Raw genomic sequence first — 15,165 nt, 5'->3', positions numbered from 1 at the left:
AGCGGGGTGAGGGTGACCGGCGCTCGTCGCCCTCACCCTTCCGCCGCTTCGCTGCTCTCTCCCTCTCCCGTCGGGAGAGGGAAACTTACCGCTTCCCCGGCGGCGGCACCGTGATCCTGACCGTTTCGCCCGAATTCCCCGGGAACCCCGTGAACATCGCCTCGATCAGGTTCGGCACCAGATAGGGCAGGTCGTCGCTGCGCGAGAGCGCCTTGGCCGTGCCTTCGAACAGGCTCTTGCCGTCGGCGGTGCGGTCGATCTCCATATGGAGCTCGCTCTGGTAGACGGTGTAGCTGCGGATGTCGTTGCCGCCAAAGCCGTCGCCCCACAGCCAGGGGTCGTACCAGCCGTAGCGAAAGCCCAGCCGGCCGAAGCCGAATCCGGGACGATAAAAGCCCGGTCCGCCCCAGCCCCAGCCGCCATAGCCGCCCCAGCCGGGGATCGTCTCGATCCGCTCATGGCCCCGGTCGACATCATAGTCGATCGACACCACCAGATTGGCGCTGCCCGGGTCGGCGGCCTGGCGGTACCCGACCTGCTCGAGCTGTCGGGCGACCATCTGGGCGTAGGTCTGGAACTCGATCCCGCCTTTCAGCGCCGGGTTGCGCGGCTGGACGACGAACGTCTCGCCCTGGCTCGGCGGCGGCAGCGCCTGGAAGCGCGAGACGCGGGCGTTGAAGCCTTGCGCGCACGCGCCGAGCGCGATCAGCGACAGCGGCGCTGCGGCCGCGAGAAATTTCTTGAATGCCGACATGCGGATAACCTTCTCGGAACACGAGCGGAATGACCCTAGGCCTGTTTATCTCCGCTGTCACTGAACCGCAGTTGAACGCGGCTCCGGAACGGCTCAGCGCTGAAGGCCCAGGGCCTTATAGGCGCCGTCGAGCACCGGCTCGGCAAGCGTTCGCGCCCTGTCGGCGCCTTGCTCCAGCACCCGATCGAGCCCGACCTGGTCGTGCTTCAGCTCCAGAAAGCGCTGACGAATCGGCCGCAGCGTCTCGACCAGAAGGTCGGCGAGCGCCGGCTTGAACGCGCCGAAGCCCTGGCCTTCGAACGTCTCCAGCACCTGCTCGACACTCTGGTCGCTCAAGACCGCGTAGATCGACACCAGGTTGCGCGCTTCCGGACGGCCCTCGAGCCCGGCGGGGGTGGCGGGCAGCGGCTCGGGATCGGTCTTCGCCTTCTTGATCTTCTGCGCGATCGTATCGTCATCGTCGGACAGATTGATGCGGCTCATATCCGACGGGTCGGACTTGGACATCTTCGCCGTGCCGTCGCGCAAGCTCATGATTCGTGCCGCCGCCGGCGGGATGATCGGGTCGGGCAACACGAACAGGTCGGTCTCGAAGTCCGTGTTGAACTTCGTCGCGATATCGCGCGCAAGCTCCAGATGCTGCTTCTGGTCCTCGCCGACCGGCACATGCGTGGTGCGGTAGATCAGCACGTCCGCCGCCATCAGCACCGGATAGACGAACAGGCCGACGCTCGCGCCTTCGCGGTTCTTGCCGGATTTTTCCTTGAACTGCGTCATGCGGTTCATCCAGCCGATGCGCGCGGTGCCGTTCAGCAGCCAGGCGAGCTCCGCATGGGCCGGGACGCGTGCCTGGTTGAACAGCACCGACTTCTGCGGATCGATCCCCGACGCGATCAGGGCTGCCGCCATCTCGCGCGTGTTCGCCGCCAGCTCCTCGGGCTTGTTGTGGACGGTGATCGCGTGGAGGTCGGCGAGGAAGAACAAAGTGTCGCCACCCGCCGCCGCATTCTCGTCCTGCATCCGCACCCAGTTGCGGATCGCGCCCAGATAGTTGCCTAGATGGAGATTGCCGGTCGGCTGGATGCCGGAAACGATGCGCATGTCAGACTTTCTTGGCTGTGGCCGCGCGCCGGGTGAGGAGCGCGCGCAGGTCGCTAACCCGGAACGCGCCGGTAAGGAAGCAGGCAGCGCCATAGACGGCCGCGCCGCCGCCGGTCAGCACGGCCAGCGCGATTGCCCGTCGCACGATGTGACCGGTCAGATACGGCCAGACGATCGGCGCCAGCACCCACAGGGCTGCGCCCATAATCAACGCCGCGACCACCAGTCGCGGGATCCGCCGCTTCAGCCGCGAGTCGGCATGGAAATGCCCGCGTCGCCGCAACTCGCGATAGAGCATGAAGGTGTTCAGGCACGAGGCCAGTGCGGTCGCGAGCGGCGGCCCGATATGACCATAGCCGATCGAGCCGAGGCTTGGGATCAGCACCAGGTTGCCGACCAGGTTCACCCCCACCGAAATCGTGGCGAACTTGACCGGCGTCTTCGTGTCCGCCCGCGCGTAGAAGCCCGGGGTCAGCACCTTCACCAGCACATAGGAAGGCAGGCCGATCGAAAACGCCGACAGCGCCCAGCCGCACTTGATCGTGTCCTCGGCCGTGAACGCGCCATGCTCGAACAGCCCGCGCACGATCGGCTCCGATGCAAAGATGAATGCGACCGTCGCGGGGAGGGTAAGGAACAGCGCCAGCTCGATGCCGCGGTTCTGCGTATCCATCGCCTCCGCATCCTTGCCGGTCGACAGCAGGCGCGAGACGGTCGGCAACAGGATCGTGCCCAGCCCGATGCCGATCAGCCCCAGCGGCAGCTGGTTCAGCCGGTCGGCATAGTAGATGTACGAGATCGAACCGGGATCGAGCAGCCCGCCCGCCAGCGCCGTCGAGATCGCGAGGTTGATCTGCACCGCACCCGCACCGGCGGCGGCAGGAAGGATCAGCTTCATCAGCTGGCGAACATCGTCGTCGAGCCGCGGCATCTTCAGCTTCAGGCTCACGCCCGCCTGCGCACAGGCCCACATCAGCCAGCCGAGCTGCATGACGCCGCCGACGGTCACCGAGATTGCTTGCGCGCGCGCCGTTTCATAGGCGTTGTGGCCGTGGAAGAACCACAAAGCCGCGATCATCGCGATGTTCAGCAGGATCGGCGCCGCCGCATTCACCCAGAAGCGGTCGAGCGAGTTCAGGATCCCGCCGAGCAGCGACGCGAGCGAGATCAGCATCAGATAGGGAATCGTGATCCGCGACAGCGTCACGGCGAACGCGAATTGCTCCTCGGTCGGGTTCTTGAACCCGCCCGAAAGCCCCCAGGTCACCGGCCACGCCGCGATCAGCATCAGCACCGTAAACAGGGCCAGCACCGGGAACAGCACGGCCAAGGCTCGCTCGGCGAAGCGCAGCCCGGCGTGCAGCTCACCACTTTCGCCGACCTTCCGGTTGAACATCGGGATGAAGGCGGCCGAAAACGCCCCTTCGGCAAACAGCGCGCGGAACATGTTCGGCAGCCGGAACGCGACGAAGAAGGCGTCCGACGCAAAGCCCGCGCCGACATAGCTCGCCTGCAGCGTGTCGCGCACCAGCGCCAGCACCCGGCTGACCAGCGTCAGCCCGCCGACGGAGCTCAGGGATTTGGCGAGGGACATCAGAGCGCCCCGAGAATTTCCGGGCTGTCATCCCACAACCGGTTTGGCCTGAGCCTGTCGAAGGCCTCCCTTCTTCCTGCGGCGCTGCAGATAAAGAAAGAGAGGGCTTCGACAAGCTCAGCCCAAACCGCTGAATGGGTCAATTCGCCCGGACCAGCTCAGGCCTGGCCCGCCGCTTCGCCCTGCTGCAGTCCGGCCGCCTGCTGGGCCTGCTGCATGTAGAGCCCCGCGAAATCGATCGGCTCAAGCAGCAGCGGCGGGAAACCACCGTCGCGCACCGCGTCGGCCAGCACCCGCCGTGCGAACGGAAAGACGAGCCGCGGCGCCTCGGCGTAGCAGAACGGCTGGATCTGCTCTTCCGGCACGTTGCGGATGCCGAACAGCCCTGCGTAGGACAGCTCCACCGCGAACGCGACGCCCTGATCGCCCTGCGCGCGCACATCGATCTTCAGCACGACTTCGTAGACCTCGTCGGCCGCCTTGTTCATGCCGATGTTGAACTGCACGTCGATCTGCGGCTGCACCTGCCATTGATAAACGGCCGGCGCGTTCGGATTCTCGAACGACAGATCCTTCACATATTGGGAGATGATCGCGACCTGCGGCATGTTATCCGCGCCGTTCGGGAGCGTGTCTTCGCCCTGCGCGCCGGTTTCCTCAGCCATTTTCCTGAAGCCTTCTGTTGATCTGTTGCGGGCCCGATGCCCTTCGGAGCGCGCGGTTAGCAGCCGCGGCCCTGTCGGGCAATGCTTCGACGGATCGGAACACCGCTCCAAGCATTTGAAACCCACAGGGCATGCGCCTATGTTGCTCCGGTCTATTTTCGGAGGTTTGGTGGTCGGGATTGTTCTGCTCGCGATGGTTGCGGCGTTTCTGGCGCTGCGGCTCTACATGGTGCTCGGCAAGCGGAGCGGCCATGAGCAGGCGTTGCCGCCCAAGCCAGCGGAGGAGCGCCTTGCCACGCAGCCGCAGCTCCGCGCCGCGCCCGAGGTAGTCGGCGAAGCGCCGCAGCCGGCCGATTCGGTCATCGATGCAGGCGCCACCAGCGGCGTACGCGCCATCCTGTCCGCTGATTCCAGTTTCGACGTTGCCCGTTTCCTCGATGGCGCCAAGTCGGCGTACCGGATGATTCTCGAAGCCTTTTGGAAAGGCGACGAGGATGAGCTTGCCTGGCTGGTCGGTCCCGACGTGCGCGACGCGTTCGGGGCGGCAATCGCCGATCGCAAAGAGGCCGGCCATATCCTCGAGAATCGCCTGGTCTCGATCGAGAGCGCCCGGATCGAGGCCGCGCGGCTGGAAGGCCGGACGGCTTTCGTCACGGTGCATTTCGTCGCCGACATCGCTGCGGTCACCCGCGACGGCGAGGGCAATGTCATCGCGGGCACGCTGACCGACGCCGTGGCGACCAACGACAGCTGGACCTTTAGCCGGAACCTGCGCGACTCCGACCCCAACTGGCTGCTCGTCGAAACCGACGAGGCGGCGTGATCGCGCGACGCTGGGCGGCCATCGCTGCCCTGGCTTTCATCACCGCCTGCGTTCCCAAGCCGAAGCCGCCCGTCGGCCCGCCGCCGCCCGTGCCGGCGCCGACGCCCACGCCAACCCCGCCGGCGAATGCCATCAGCGTCGGCGTGCACGCCGGCCCCACCTCGCTGCCGATCACCGACGAGCAGGCAACGCGCGCGCTTGCGGCGTTCCGGATCAGCTGCCCATCGCTACTCCGGCGTCGCGACAGCTCGGGCATTTCTGCCGACTGGCGCCCGGCCTGCGATCGTGCCCGGACCGAGACCGACGCCCGCCAATTCTTCTCGACCGCCTTCGAAACGGCGGAGGTGGGCGAGGGGCATGCAATGGTCACCGGCTATTACGAACCGGAGATCGCCGCCTCGCGTGAGCCCTTGCCCGGCTATGTGCCGATCTATCGGATGCCGGATGATCTGGTCGAGCAGCAGGTCCCGGTTTGCCCGTCCCAGCTCGACCCGCTCGCACCGCCGATCGATCCCGCGACCTGCCCACTGAAAAAGCAGCGCGGCCGTGTCGTCGACGGGCAATTCATGCCCTATTTCGACCGCACGGAGATCGACAATGGTGCGCTTGCCGGGCGCGGCCTGGAGATCGCCTGGGCCGCCGACCCGGTCGCGCTGTTCTTCCTTGAGATCCAGGGCTCCGGCCGCCTTCGTTTCCCGGACGGCAGCGTGATGCGCGTCGGCTATGCCGGGCAGAATGGCTTTCCATATACCGGCATCGGCGCCCTGATGAAGCAGCGCGGCCTGCTCGGTCCGGGCCAGACGAGCATGCAGGGGATCGTCGCCTGGCTCCATGAGCATCCGGACGAAGGCAAGGCGATCATGCAGGAAAACCGCAGCTACGTCTTCTTCCGCGAGCTGACGGGGCCCGGGCCGCTGGGCGCGCTCGGCGTTCCGGTCACGCCGCAGGGCAGTGTCGCTGCCGATCCGAATTTCACGCCGCTCGGCGCGCCGGTGTTCCTCGACGTCGACAATCCCGAAGCGGACGGCTTGTGGGTCGCCCAGGATACCGGGGGCGCGATCAAGGGCCCGAACCGGTTCGACACTTTCTGGGGACCAGGGGACGAGGCGGCGCGGATCGCCGGCGGCCTGCTCGCGCGCGGCCGCGCCTGGCTGCTGTTGCCCCTCGGCACGCTGGACCGGCTCGCCCAGGGAGGGGTTCGTGAAGGAGCGTCCGCTCAGCACTGAGGAGGCCCGCCTCTGGGCGCGCGTGATCGCGAGCGTCGAGCCGTTGGAGGGGAGGGCTCACGAGCCAGCCACTCCACAACCGTTCGTTTCGAGCGAAGTCGAGAAACGCGCGTCCACCCGCTCGGAGCAAAAGCGCTTCTCGACTTCGCTCGAAGCGAACGGACTCAAATCGGCGAAGCCCGCTTCCTCCAACACTCTCGACGGCAGCTGGGACCGCCGCCTCTCCCGCGGCCTGGTCGCCCCAGAGCTTGCCGTCGACCTTCACGGCCACACGCTCGACACGGCGTATCGCACGCTCGACGCCGGCCTCGATGAAGCGATCGCGCGCGGCATCCGCGTGCTGCTGCTGGTGACCGGAAAGCCGCGCGATCCCGGATCGGGGAGAGGCGCAATCCGGGCCGCGGTCGGCGACTGGATCGCCGCCTCCCGCCACTCGGCCGATATCGCTGCCGTGCGCGGCGCGCATCCGCGTCACGGCGGCACGGGAGCGCTCTATATTGTCCTGAAGCGGCACCGAACCGCGCGCCGTTAACTCTTTATTAGCCTTGTTTGATCGGCCCGGCTGCGTCAGACTCTGCATCGTTCTGTAGGAGTAGCGTGATGTTGAGGGGCGTATTCGTAACCGTGCTGCTGGCGGGGATTTCGGTCCCGGCGAGCGCGATGACCTATGTCGCCAAGGTCAAGGGGACGGTCACCTCGCAGTTCAACACGGCCCTGACGACCCCCGGTGTCACCTCTCCGATCAAAGTCGGCGACACCATCACCGCCACCTTCACCTCCATGCAGGTCGAAACCGTTGCCGAGGCGCTGACTGCCCGGTTCGGGATGATGGGTCCGCAAAAGGTTGTGTATCAGCTGGGTGGCTATACCTGGACGTCGGCAGGCGACTTCGACGCCAGTATCGAGCCGGTCAGGTTTCAGGCCGGGCGTGATCCGGTCGCGAGCTACTACTCGACAATGGACAATGCGCGGGGCGCCGGAGACCTGCACGTCGATGGCTATAGCTTCGAGATCGCCGATTTCGGCTACGATCCTTATTTCGGCCCGGGTTTCAAAGGCAATTTCGACGCCAAGACGCTCGCCGTGTGGGTGAACGGAAGCCAGATCGTGTTCCCGACCGCCTCATCCCGGCCCGAACTGCCATCCGATACCGTGGCGGCGCCCGTGCCGGAGCCGATGACCTGGGCTCTAATGCTCGCGGGCTTCGGTTTCGCCGGCACCGCGCTTCGGGTCCGCAAGCCTGTTCGGGCGACAGCCTGAGGGGGAGGAGCGGCGGCGTGCTCGCGCCGCCGCTCTTTTTGCTGTTCTATTGCGGCAAAGCTGTGCCAGCATGGACGGATGACGTTCCTATATCGAGACGCTCGAGGGCCCGACTTGCTCGCTAAGAGGCCGAGTTCCCGGCCTACCCGTCCCGGCACTTTCGTTGCTTTCCCGATGGCAGTCGCACGATGACTGGCGCCACGGCTGCATCTGACGAAGCGCCGAAGGTCGCGCCCGTCAATCCCCGCCCCAAAGGCTGGCGCCTACTGAAGATCGCGCTCAGGACGCGCAAGGCCGCGACGATGCTCGCCTTCGGCTTTTCTTCCGGCCTTCCTTACGCGCTTCTGATTGGCACGCTCAACGCTTGGCTGGGCGAGGTCGGCGTGGCCTTGGCGACGATCGGCGTATTGTCCTGGATCGGGCTTGCCTATTCGTTCAAATTCCTGTGGTCGCCGCTGGTCGACCGCTTCGAGTTGCCGCTGCTCGGCCGCATGGGCCGACGCAAGAGCTGGATCATCCTCTGCCAGGCCGTGATGGTCGCGGCCTTTGCCGGCCTCGCGTCCACGCATCCGGCGTCTCAGATCGGCACCTTCGCGATCTTCGCTGTCATCGCCGCGCTCGCATCGGCGACACAGGACGTGGCAGTCGACGCATGGCGCATTGACGTCGCCGACGAAGACACGCCGGTGGAGCTGCTCTCGGCGATTTATCAGCTGGGCTATCGTATCGCGAGCATCGTCGGCGGCGCACTGGCGCTGGTCCTTGCCGCGCGGATGTCGTGGCCGATGGTCTATCTCGTCATGGGCGGTCTGATGGCGCTGATGATCCTGGTTGCTGCCCGCGCTCCCGATACGTCGCGGCCGCCGGTTTCGGCGTTGCACGCGCTGCTGACCCAGCCCGGGCAGCTGACGCCTCGAACACGCGCCATCGCTCTGATGATCGTCGGAATCAGCTGGGCTTGGGCGCTTTACGAGATCGGCTCGTTCATGGTGAGCGTGTTGGGCGACGCGCCGGCGGGCGCACCGCGTCCATCGACGGCAGATTTCATGAAGCTCTACGGGCCGTGGATCGTGATCGCGACGGTGCTCGTGCCGCTCGTGGTGGCGGCGACGCTCAATGCCCTGCAGAAACGCGGACACCATGTCCTGGACCAGGCGGACACCCGCCGTTCCGGCGCGCGTACCGTGCTGAACCATCTTTATCTTGCGCTGGTCGCTCCGTTGGCGGAGCTGGCCGGACGGCTGGGCTGGGGCGTGCTGATCGTGATCGGCATGATCCTGACCTATACGCTCTGCTACAATATCTGGGCCGCATTCGCCTTTCCCTTCTACCTCGATTTCCTGCACTACTCGAAGGACGAGGTGGCGTTCGCGTCGAAGGTGTTCGGCATCTTCATGACGATCCTGGGGATTGGGCTCGGCGGCTATCTGTTCGCCAGGATAGGCCGTTTTCCGACCGTGCTGATCGGGGCCATTCTGCCGATTCTCGGCAACTTCCTCTATGCTGACCTTGCCGAAGGTGGTGCACACATCGATGCGTTCGCAAATCTGTTCGGGCTCAATGCGCTTGCGGGAGCGCTCGGGTCCGATGCCCGCATGGTCCGGCTCCTCCTTGCCATTTCGGGTGAAAACATCTCGACCGGGATCGCGGGCGCTGCATTCGTTGCCTATCTATCCGGCATCGTCAGCAAGGACTTCACGGCCGTCCAATACGCGCTGCTATCTTCGCTGACGTTCCTGATCGGCTCGCTCGGCCGCGGCATTGCCGGTGAAGCGTTCGACACGCTCGGCTATGCGACGGTGTTCCGCTACACCGCTGCGGTCGGGCTGGTCGCGGTCGTATTCGTGCTGCTGGAATGGCTCAGGGTAGCAACTTCAGAACGGCGGGCCAAAGCACTAACCTGAGTTGCTCTGAGGAACCCGAATCGTTGCCTGTCCGTTCTTTGGGAACAATCGCCCCATTTTCCGGAGCATTTCCCAAGTGGCAACAAAACTTGTTGCGGTATCGTCGCCGCAGTTCCTCAATAACGCTTTCCAGAGGACGCTCGCCAAATGGAACCGCGAGCGGCTTGCGCCCGAATTTCCTGACGTAGATTGGCGTCGCGACTTCGATCGGAACATGCAGATGCTCCGGCTCGAGGGCGCGTTTCTTGACGAACTCCGTGCCGAAGTCGCCGATGACTTGGCGGACGTGCCGGAGGAACCGGATGCGTTCGTCTCCTGGTTCGAGGCATTGCAGGACAATGGGCCCGGCCAGAACCATCCGCTCTTCGCCTGGCTGGCGGAGACCGCGACCGAAGGACAGATGCGCTGGTTTCTGACCCAGGAAGCGGCCGGCGAGGCCGGGTTCGACGATTTGGTCGCCTATAGCCAGGTCAAGCTGCCGCTGGGTCCGAAGCTCGAACTTGCCGGCAACTATTGGGACGAAATGGGCCGCGGCCAGCATCGCGGCATCCACACGCTGCTGCTGCACGAGCTCGTCGAGACGATGCGGATCGCACCCGAGATCGACACCACCGTGTGGGAAAGCCTCGCGCTTGCCAACGCGATGACCGCGATGGCGACGACGCGCCGCTACGCCTGGCTGTCGGTCGGCGCGCTCGGCGTGGTTGAGCTGACGGCGCCGTGGCGCTGCGTCCATGTCTCGGCGGGCCTGAAACGTCTCGGCTATGGTCAGCGCGAGCGGCTCTATTACGACCTTCACAGCCATATCGACGTGAAGCACAGCCAGACCTGGAACGAGAATGCGCTGAAGCCGCTGGTCGAGGAGGACCCGCGCCGCGCAAAGGCGATTGCCGAAGGCGCCCTGATCCGGATGCGCTGCGCCGAACGCTGTTTCGATCGCTACGCGGAGCTGCTTGAAGACGGGGCCGAGATTTACTGAGGAGCCTGGTCGTTCAAAGCGAGCACCGTGCCGGCAAGATAGAGCGAACCGGCGATCAGCACCGGCCCGCTTAGCTCCGCAAGGGCCGAAGGAACGTCGGCAAAGGCCCGTGCCGGAAGGCCTAGGCCGTGCGCGATCCGGACCAGTTCCTCTGGCGCATGGTGTTCGTGATCCGCGACGGGCACCGCACTGACCGACCGTACTGCCGGAGCCAGCACGCGCAGGAAGGCGGCAGCGTCCTTGTTGGCCAACATGCCAAGGATCAGCTCGGTCCTCGGCTGGCCATCAAGGGCCTGCACAAGCGCGTCCGCTGCGGATTCATTGTGTCCCCCGTCGAGCCACACCTCCCGCCTGCCGATCAGCGGTCCAGGCGCGAGCCGTTGCAATCGCGCCGGCCAATGTGCGGCGCGAATGCCCTCAACAAGCGCGGCCTCAGGCACCTCGACCGCATCCTGGTGGCGCAACATTGCGGTCGCCAACCCGGCATTCCGCATCTGGTGCGCGCCGGGCAGGGCAGGGGCAGGCAGGTCGATCCTGCCGAACCGGTCGCGATAAGCTCGTTGCTCGACAGACCAGGCAACGCCCTGCTTCAGCCGCAATGCTCCGCTGGCGGCGAGCACGGCGTCTATGCTCGCTTCGGCCGCGTCAGGATAAGCGAGCGTCACCATCGGCACACCGTTCCGCGCAATGCCGGCCTTCTCGGCAGCGATCTGCCCGAGTTCGTCGCCAAGGAACGCCTGGTGATCGATCCCGAGCGCGGCGATCCCGCAGACCACCGGCCACGGAATGACATTGGTCGCATCCAGCCGCCCGCCAAGCCCTACTTCCACGATGCAGGCATCGGCTGGCGTACGGGAGAAGGCGAGGAATGCCGCCGCCGTGGTCACTTCGAAAAAGCTGGCGCCGAGACCTTGGGCCGAGTCCAGCGCTTCCTTCAGCAGGCGCGCCAACTTGTCGTCATCGATCAGCCTGCCAGCGACCCGGATGCGCTCGTTGAAGCGCACCAGGTGGGGGCTGGTGTAGACATGGGCGCTGAGCCCTGCAGCCTCGATCGCGGCGCGCAGGAAGGCGCACGTCGAGCCTTTGCCGTTGGTTCCGGCGACATGGAGCACCGGCGGCAGCCGCCGCTCCGGGTTTCCGAGCCTGTCGAGCAGCGCGGTGATCCGCTCCAGCCCCAATATGTCGCGCCCGGGCGAAAGCGCAGCCAGCCGGTCGAGCTGGCGTTGTACGGCGGGGTCGGACGAGCGGGCGAAATCCACCGCAGGCCTAGGCCGCCATTTGTTCCGGCATCACGAAATCGACCACGCGCCCAAGCGTTTCGCGCAGCTCGCGGCGATGGACGACCATATCGATCATGCCGTGCTCCAGCAGATATTCGGCGCGCTGAAACCCTTCGGGCAGCTTTTCGCGGATCGTCTGCTCGATTACCCGTTGGCCGGCAAAACCGATCAATGCTCCCGGCTCGGCGATCTGGATATCCCCCAGCATCGCATAGCTCGCCGTCACGCCGCCGGTGGTCGGATCGGTGAGGACCACGATGTAGGGGAGGCCGGCCTCTTTCAGCTCGGCAATCGCGGCCGTGCTGCGCGGCATCTGCATCAGCGACAATATGCCTTCCTGCATCCGTGCCCCGCCCGCGGCGGTGAAGATGATGTAGGGAAGGTGCTCGTCGATCGCAGCGCGCATGCCCGCGACCAGCGCCTCGCCGACACCGACGCCCATCGACCCGCCCATGAATGCGAAATCCTGAACGCCGACGATCGCCGGGTGCCCCACGATGCTGCCGCGCGCGTTCAGCAGAGCGTCCGGCTCGTTCGTCGACGTTCGGGCGGCTTTGATTCGATCGACGTACTTTTTCGTGTCGCGGAACTTCAGCGGGTCTTCCGGCACCCGTGGCGGCGGGAGCAGCGTGTACTGCCCGCCATCAAAGATTTGCGAAAAGCGCTTGCGAGCGCCGATGCGGCCATGATGCTCGCAGCTGGGGCAGACCGACAGATTCTCGTCGAATTCCTTGGTGAAGATCATCTGCCCGCAGCTCGGGCATTTGTGCCAGAGATTCTCCGCCGTCTCCTTCTGGGTGACGGACGCGATCGCGTTGCGGACGCGGGTGAGCCAACTCATGCGGCATGCTCCTGACGGGCGCAGGCTTCGGCCAGCGCGGAAACGAACTGACGGACGGCATGGGGCGCGTTTGCTCCCTCGCTGCCGACCAGATCGACGATCGCAGAGCCGACAACGACCGCGTCGGCGATGCGTCCGATCGCGGCGGCCTGTTCGGGGCTGCGGATTCCGAACCCGACAGCGATCGGCAGGTCGGTCGCGGCGCGCAGCCGGGCGACGGCCGCATCGATCGAGTGCTGCGCCGCCTGCTGCAGCCCGGTGATGCCGGCGACGGATACATAATAGACAAATCCCGATGCGCCATCGAGGACCGCCGGCAATCGTGCCGCATCAGTCGTCGGCGTGGCGAGCCGGATCGGATGCAGCCCGGCGGCACGGAGCGCGGGCCCGAGTGCGTCGTCCTCCTCGGGCGGCACGTCGACGCAGATCACCCCGTCCACGCCCGCCGCTGCGGCTTCCCGAGCGAACCAATCGGCCCCGCGCGCGAGCATCGGATTGGCATAGCCCATCAGGATCAGCGGCGTGTCCGGGTGTCTCGCCCGAAAGGCGCGGGCAATCTCAAGCAGGTCATGCGTGGTCGTCCCTGCGCCAAGCGACCGCAGGTTCGCCCGCTGGATCGCCGGCCCGTCGGCCATCGGATCGGTGAACGGCATGCCGAGCTCGATGATATCGGCGCCACCTTCAACGAGCGCGTCCAGGATCGCCGAGGTCGCTGCGGGCGTGGGATCGCCGCCGGTCACGAACGTGACAAGGGCGGCGCGGCCCTGCGCGCGGCAGCGGGCAAAGATCGCGGACAGCCGGTCGCTCAAAGCGCCACTCCCAGCGCGTCCGCGACAGTGAAGATGTCCTTGTCACCGCGCCCGCAGAGATTGGCAAGGATGATCCGATCCTGCTTCATTTCCTTTGATTTGCGGACGACGGCTGCAATCGCGTGCGAAGGTTCGAGCGCGGGGATGATGCCCTCCGTCCGGCACAGCAGCTGGAAGGCATCCAGCGCTTCGCGATCGGTTGCGCTCTCATACTGCACCCGGCCGATCTCATGCAGCCAGCTATGCTCAGGTCCGATGCCCGGATAGTCGAGCCCGGCCGAGATCGAATGCGCCTCCGTGATCTGGCCGTCTTCGTCCTGCAGCAGGAACGTCTTGTTGCCATGCAGCACGCCCGGTCGGCCGCCGGCGAGGCTCGCCGCGTGCTGGTCGGTCTCGAGCCCGTGCCCGGCGGCTTCCACGCCCAGCATCGCCACGTCCGCATCGTCCAGGAACGGGTGAAACAGCCCGATCGCATTGGAGCCGCCCCCGATCGCCGCCACCAACAGGTCGGGCAGACGGCCTTCGCGCTCCAGCATCTGCTCCCGCGCCTCGCGACCGATCACCGATTGGAAGTCGCGCACCAGCTCCGGATAGGGGTGAGGACCGGCGGCCGTGCCGATGATGTAGAACGTGTTCTCGACGTTCGCGACCCAGTCGCGCAGCGCCTCGTTCATAGCGTCCTTGAGCGTCCGTGCGCCGCTTTCGACCGCCCGCACTTCCGCGCCCAGCAGCTTCATCCGGAACACGTTCGGGCTCTGCCGCTCCACGTCGCGCGCGCCCATATAGATGGTGCAGGGCAGGCCGAAGCGCGCCGCCACCGTCGCCGTCGCGACGCCGTGCTGGCCCGCGCCCGTCTCCGCAATAATGCGCGTCTTGCCCATGCGCCGGGCCAGTAGGATCTGGCCGATGCAATTGTTGATCTTGTGCGCGCCGGTGTGATTGAGTTCGTCGCGCTTGAAATAGACTTTCGGCCCCATGCCCGCGGGCGCGCTTTCGCGCAGCGCCTCGGTCAGCCGCTCGGCATAATAAAGCGGGCTCGGCCGGCCGACATAGTGCGCCAGCAGGTCGTCGAACTCAGCCTGGAACGCCGGATCGGCCTTCGCCGCGCGATAGGCGCGCTCCAGCTCCAGGATCATCGGCATCAGCGTCTCGGCGACATAACGGCCGCCGAATTGCCCGAAATGCCCGCGCTCGTCGGGCTGGGTGCGAAGCGAGTTGGGGAGGGTCATGACCGCGCGACCGCTTGGAGGAAGCGGGCGATCTTGTCCACATCCTTCACGCCCGGCGCGCTCTCCACGCCCGAAGAGACGTCGACCATTCGTGCTCCGGTCACCCCGATCGCCTCGCCGACATTGTCGGGGGAAAGGCCGCCCGACAACGCCCAGGGCAGCGGATGCGCAAAACCGTCGAGAAGCTTCCAGTCGAACCGCAGGCCCATGCCTCCGGGGAGCGCGTCCTCTGGCGTCTTGGCGTCGTAGACGATGCGCTCGGCGATCCCGCGCCAGGCCTGCGCCTGGTCGAGATCGGCGCGGGTCCGCACCGCGACGGCGATCCAGATCGGCAGCTTGGAGCGGCCGGCGATGGCCGCCGCTCGCTCGCGGCCGGTCTTGTGAAGTTGAACTGCGTCGAGGCGGCCGGCGGCGATCGCGGCGTCGATCAGGGCGTCATCGGGATCGACCAGGACCCCGACTCGCCCCACGCGCTCGGGCACGCGCGCGGCCAGTCCGGCTGCCTTCTCGAACGTCAGGTGGCGCGGGCTTTGCGGAAAGAACACGAACCCGACATGGCTCGCCCCTCCCGCAATTGCGGCGTCGAGCGTGTCGGCCGTGGACAGGCCGCAGATCTTGGAAGCGACTCGGGGCAATTTCGAACCTTCGACCGATACTCCGGCGCGCTCTATGCCTGCGGGCCGAACTTGTCGAAGTCCCG

General features: G+C 66.1%; 15 protein-coding genes. 6 read left to right on the top strand and 9 right to left on the bottom strand.

Annotation, left to right across the window (positions count from 1 at the left end):
- Window positions 1-85: 85 nt before the first annotated feature.
- From SCH01S_RS03525 to secB, 4 genes are all read right to left on the bottom strand, one after another.
- On the bottom strand, window positions 86-754 hold the full coding sequence (locus SCH01S_RS03525; RefSeq protein WP_046347399.1) for a DUF4136 domain-containing protein: 669 nt from the start codon (window positions 752-754) through the stop codon (window positions 86-88).
- A 93-nt stretch (window positions 755-847) separates the two neighbouring features.
- Window positions 848-1,855: a tryptophan--tRNA ligase gene (trpS, locus tag SCH01S_RS03520; RefSeq protein ID WP_046347398.1), complete on the bottom strand. Its 1,008-nt coding sequence runs from the start codon at window positions 1,853-1,855 to the stop codon at window positions 848-850.
- A 1-nt stretch (window position 1,856) separates the two neighbouring features.
- The gene (murJ, locus tag SCH01S_RS03515; protein ID WP_046347397.1) at window positions 1,857-3,449 is read right to left on the bottom strand and encodes a murein biosynthesis integral membrane protein MurJ; all 1,593 of its coding nucleotides are present in this window, start codon (window positions 3,447-3,449) and stop codon (window positions 1,857-1,859) included.
- 158 nt (window positions 3,450-3,607) lie between these two features.
- Window positions 3,608-4,114: a protein-export chaperone SecB gene (secB, locus tag SCH01S_RS03510; RefSeq protein WP_046347396.1), complete on the bottom strand. Its 507-nt coding sequence runs from the start codon at window positions 4,112-4,114 to the stop codon at window positions 3,608-3,610.
- 169 nt (window positions 4,115-4,283) lie between these two features.
- Here secB and SCH01S_RS03505 point away from each other — a divergent pair, with 169 nt between their 5' ends.
- The 6 genes from SCH01S_RS03505 to SCH01S_RS03480 all read left to right on the top strand — a co-directional run bounded on the left by SCH01S_RS03505 (window position 4,284) and on the right by SCH01S_RS03480 (window position 10,306).
- Window positions 4,284-4,937: a Tim44/TimA family putative adaptor protein gene (locus tag SCH01S_RS03505; protein WP_157032782.1), complete on the top strand. Its 654-nt coding sequence runs from the start codon at window positions 4,284-4,286 to the stop codon at window positions 4,935-4,937.
- The gene (gene mltA / locus SCH01S_RS03500) at window positions 4,934-6,163 is read left to right on the top strand and encodes a murein transglycosylase A (RefSeq protein ID WP_046347394.1); all 1,230 of its coding nucleotides are present in this window, start codon (window positions 4,934-4,936) and stop codon (window positions 6,161-6,163) included. The genes SCH01S_RS03505 and mltA overlap by 4 nt, the downstream gene beginning before the upstream one ends.
- Complete coding sequence (locus tag SCH01S_RS03495) at window positions 6,138-6,695, top strand: Smr/MutS family protein (RefSeq protein ID WP_046347393.1); 558 nt, start codon at window positions 6,138-6,140, stop codon at window positions 6,693-6,695. The genes mltA and SCH01S_RS03495 overlap by 26 nt, the downstream gene beginning before the upstream one ends.
- Before the next feature lie 128 nt (window positions 6,696-6,823).
- Window positions 6,824-7,423 carry a PEPxxWA-CTERM sorting domain-containing protein gene (locus SCH01S_RS03490; RefSeq protein WP_217995403.1) on the top strand — a complete coding sequence of 200 codons (600 nt, stop codon included), beginning with the start codon at window positions 6,824-6,826 and terminating at the stop codon, window positions 7,421-7,423.
- A gap of 188 nt (window positions 7,424-7,611) precedes the next feature.
- Complete coding sequence (locus SCH01S_RS03485; protein WP_046347391.1) at window positions 7,612-9,327, top strand: AmpG family muropeptide MFS transporter; 1,716 nt, start codon at window positions 7,612-7,614, stop codon at window positions 9,325-9,327.
- A 76-nt stretch (window positions 9,328-9,403) separates the two neighbouring features.
- The gene (locus SCH01S_RS03480; RefSeq protein ID WP_174436022.1) at window positions 9,404-10,306 is read left to right on the top strand and encodes an iron-containing redox enzyme family protein; all 903 of its coding nucleotides are present in this window, start codon (window positions 9,404-9,406) and stop codon (window positions 10,304-10,306) included.
- Here SCH01S_RS03480 and SCH01S_RS03475 read toward each other — a convergent pair.
- From SCH01S_RS03475 to SCH01S_RS03455, 5 genes are read right to left on the bottom strand one after another with little or no spacing between them, the layout of a single operon-like run.
- The gene (locus SCH01S_RS03475) at window positions 10,300-11,565 is read right to left on the bottom strand and encodes a bifunctional folylpolyglutamate synthase/dihydrofolate synthase (RefSeq protein ID WP_046347389.1); all 1,266 of its coding nucleotides are present in this window, start codon (window positions 11,563-11,565) and stop codon (window positions 10,300-10,302) included. The genes SCH01S_RS03480 and SCH01S_RS03475 overlap by 7 nt on opposite strands.
- Window positions 11,566-11,572: 7 nt before the next feature.
- Entirely contained in the window at window positions 11,573-12,427 is an 855-nt protein-coding gene (gene accD / locus SCH01S_RS03470) for an acetyl-CoA carboxylase, carboxyltransferase subunit beta (RefSeq protein ID WP_046347388.1), read from the bottom strand.
- A complete protein-coding gene (trpA, locus tag SCH01S_RS03465; RefSeq protein ID WP_046347387.1) occupies window positions 12,424-13,236 on the bottom strand; it encodes a tryptophan synthase subunit alpha in 813 nt (270 codons plus the stop codon). Before trpA ends, accD begins: the two co-directional genes overlap by 4 nt.
- A complete protein-coding gene (gene trpB / locus SCH01S_RS03460) occupies window positions 13,233-14,465 on the bottom strand; it encodes a tryptophan synthase subunit beta (RefSeq protein ID WP_046347386.1) in 1,233 nt (410 codons plus the stop codon). The genes trpA and trpB overlap by 4 nt, the downstream gene beginning before the upstream one ends.
- Window positions 14,462-15,100, bottom strand: coding sequence for a phosphoribosylanthranilate isomerase (locus SCH01S_RS03455; protein WP_046347385.1), 639 nt, complete (start codon window positions 15,098-15,100; stop codon window positions 14,462-14,464). Before SCH01S_RS03455 ends, trpB begins: the two co-directional genes overlap by 4 nt.
- Between the last annotated feature and the right edge of the window lie 65 nt (window positions 15,101-15,165).

This window comes from Sphingomonas changbaiensis NBRC 104936, from assembly GCF_000974765.1.
In the GTDB taxonomy this organism is placed as follows: domain Bacteria; phylum Pseudomonadota; class Alphaproteobacteria; order Sphingomonadales; family Sphingomonadaceae; genus Sphingomonas_B; species Sphingomonas_B changbaiensis.
Note: the sequence above shows the minus strand (reverse complement) of the source record. Positions and strands in the feature narration are given on the sequence as shown.

Coding starts and splice junctions, on each gene's coding strand:
- SCH01S_RS03525 (WP_046347399.1), bottom strand. CDS start 754: ATGTCGGCATTCAAGAAATTTCTCGCGGCCGCAGCGCCGCTGTCGCTG.
- trpS (WP_046347398.1), bottom strand. CDS start 1,855: ATGCGCATCGTTTCCGGCATCCAGCCGACCGGCAATCTCCATCTAGGC.
- murJ (WP_046347397.1), bottom strand. CDS start 3,449: ATGTCCCTCGCCAAATCCCTGAGCTCCGTCGGCGGGCTGACGCTGGTC.
- secB (WP_046347396.1), bottom strand. CDS start 4,114: ATGGCTGAGGAAACCGGCGCGCAGGGCGAAGACACGCTCCCGAACGGC.
- SCH01S_RS03490 (WP_217995403.1), top strand. CDS start 6,824: ATGACCTATGTCGCCAAGGTCAAGGGGACGGTCACCTCGCAGTTCAAC.
- SCH01S_RS03485 (WP_046347391.1), top strand. CDS start 7,612: ATGACTGGCGCCACGGCTGCATCTGACGAAGCGCCGAAGGTCGCGCCC.
- accD (WP_046347388.1), bottom strand. CDS start 12,427: ATGAGTTGGCTCACCCGCGTCCGCAACGCGATCGCGTCCGTCACCCAG.
- trpB (WP_046347386.1), bottom strand. CDS start 14,465: ATGACCCTCCCCAACTCGCTTCGCACCCAGCCCGACGAGCGCGGGCAT.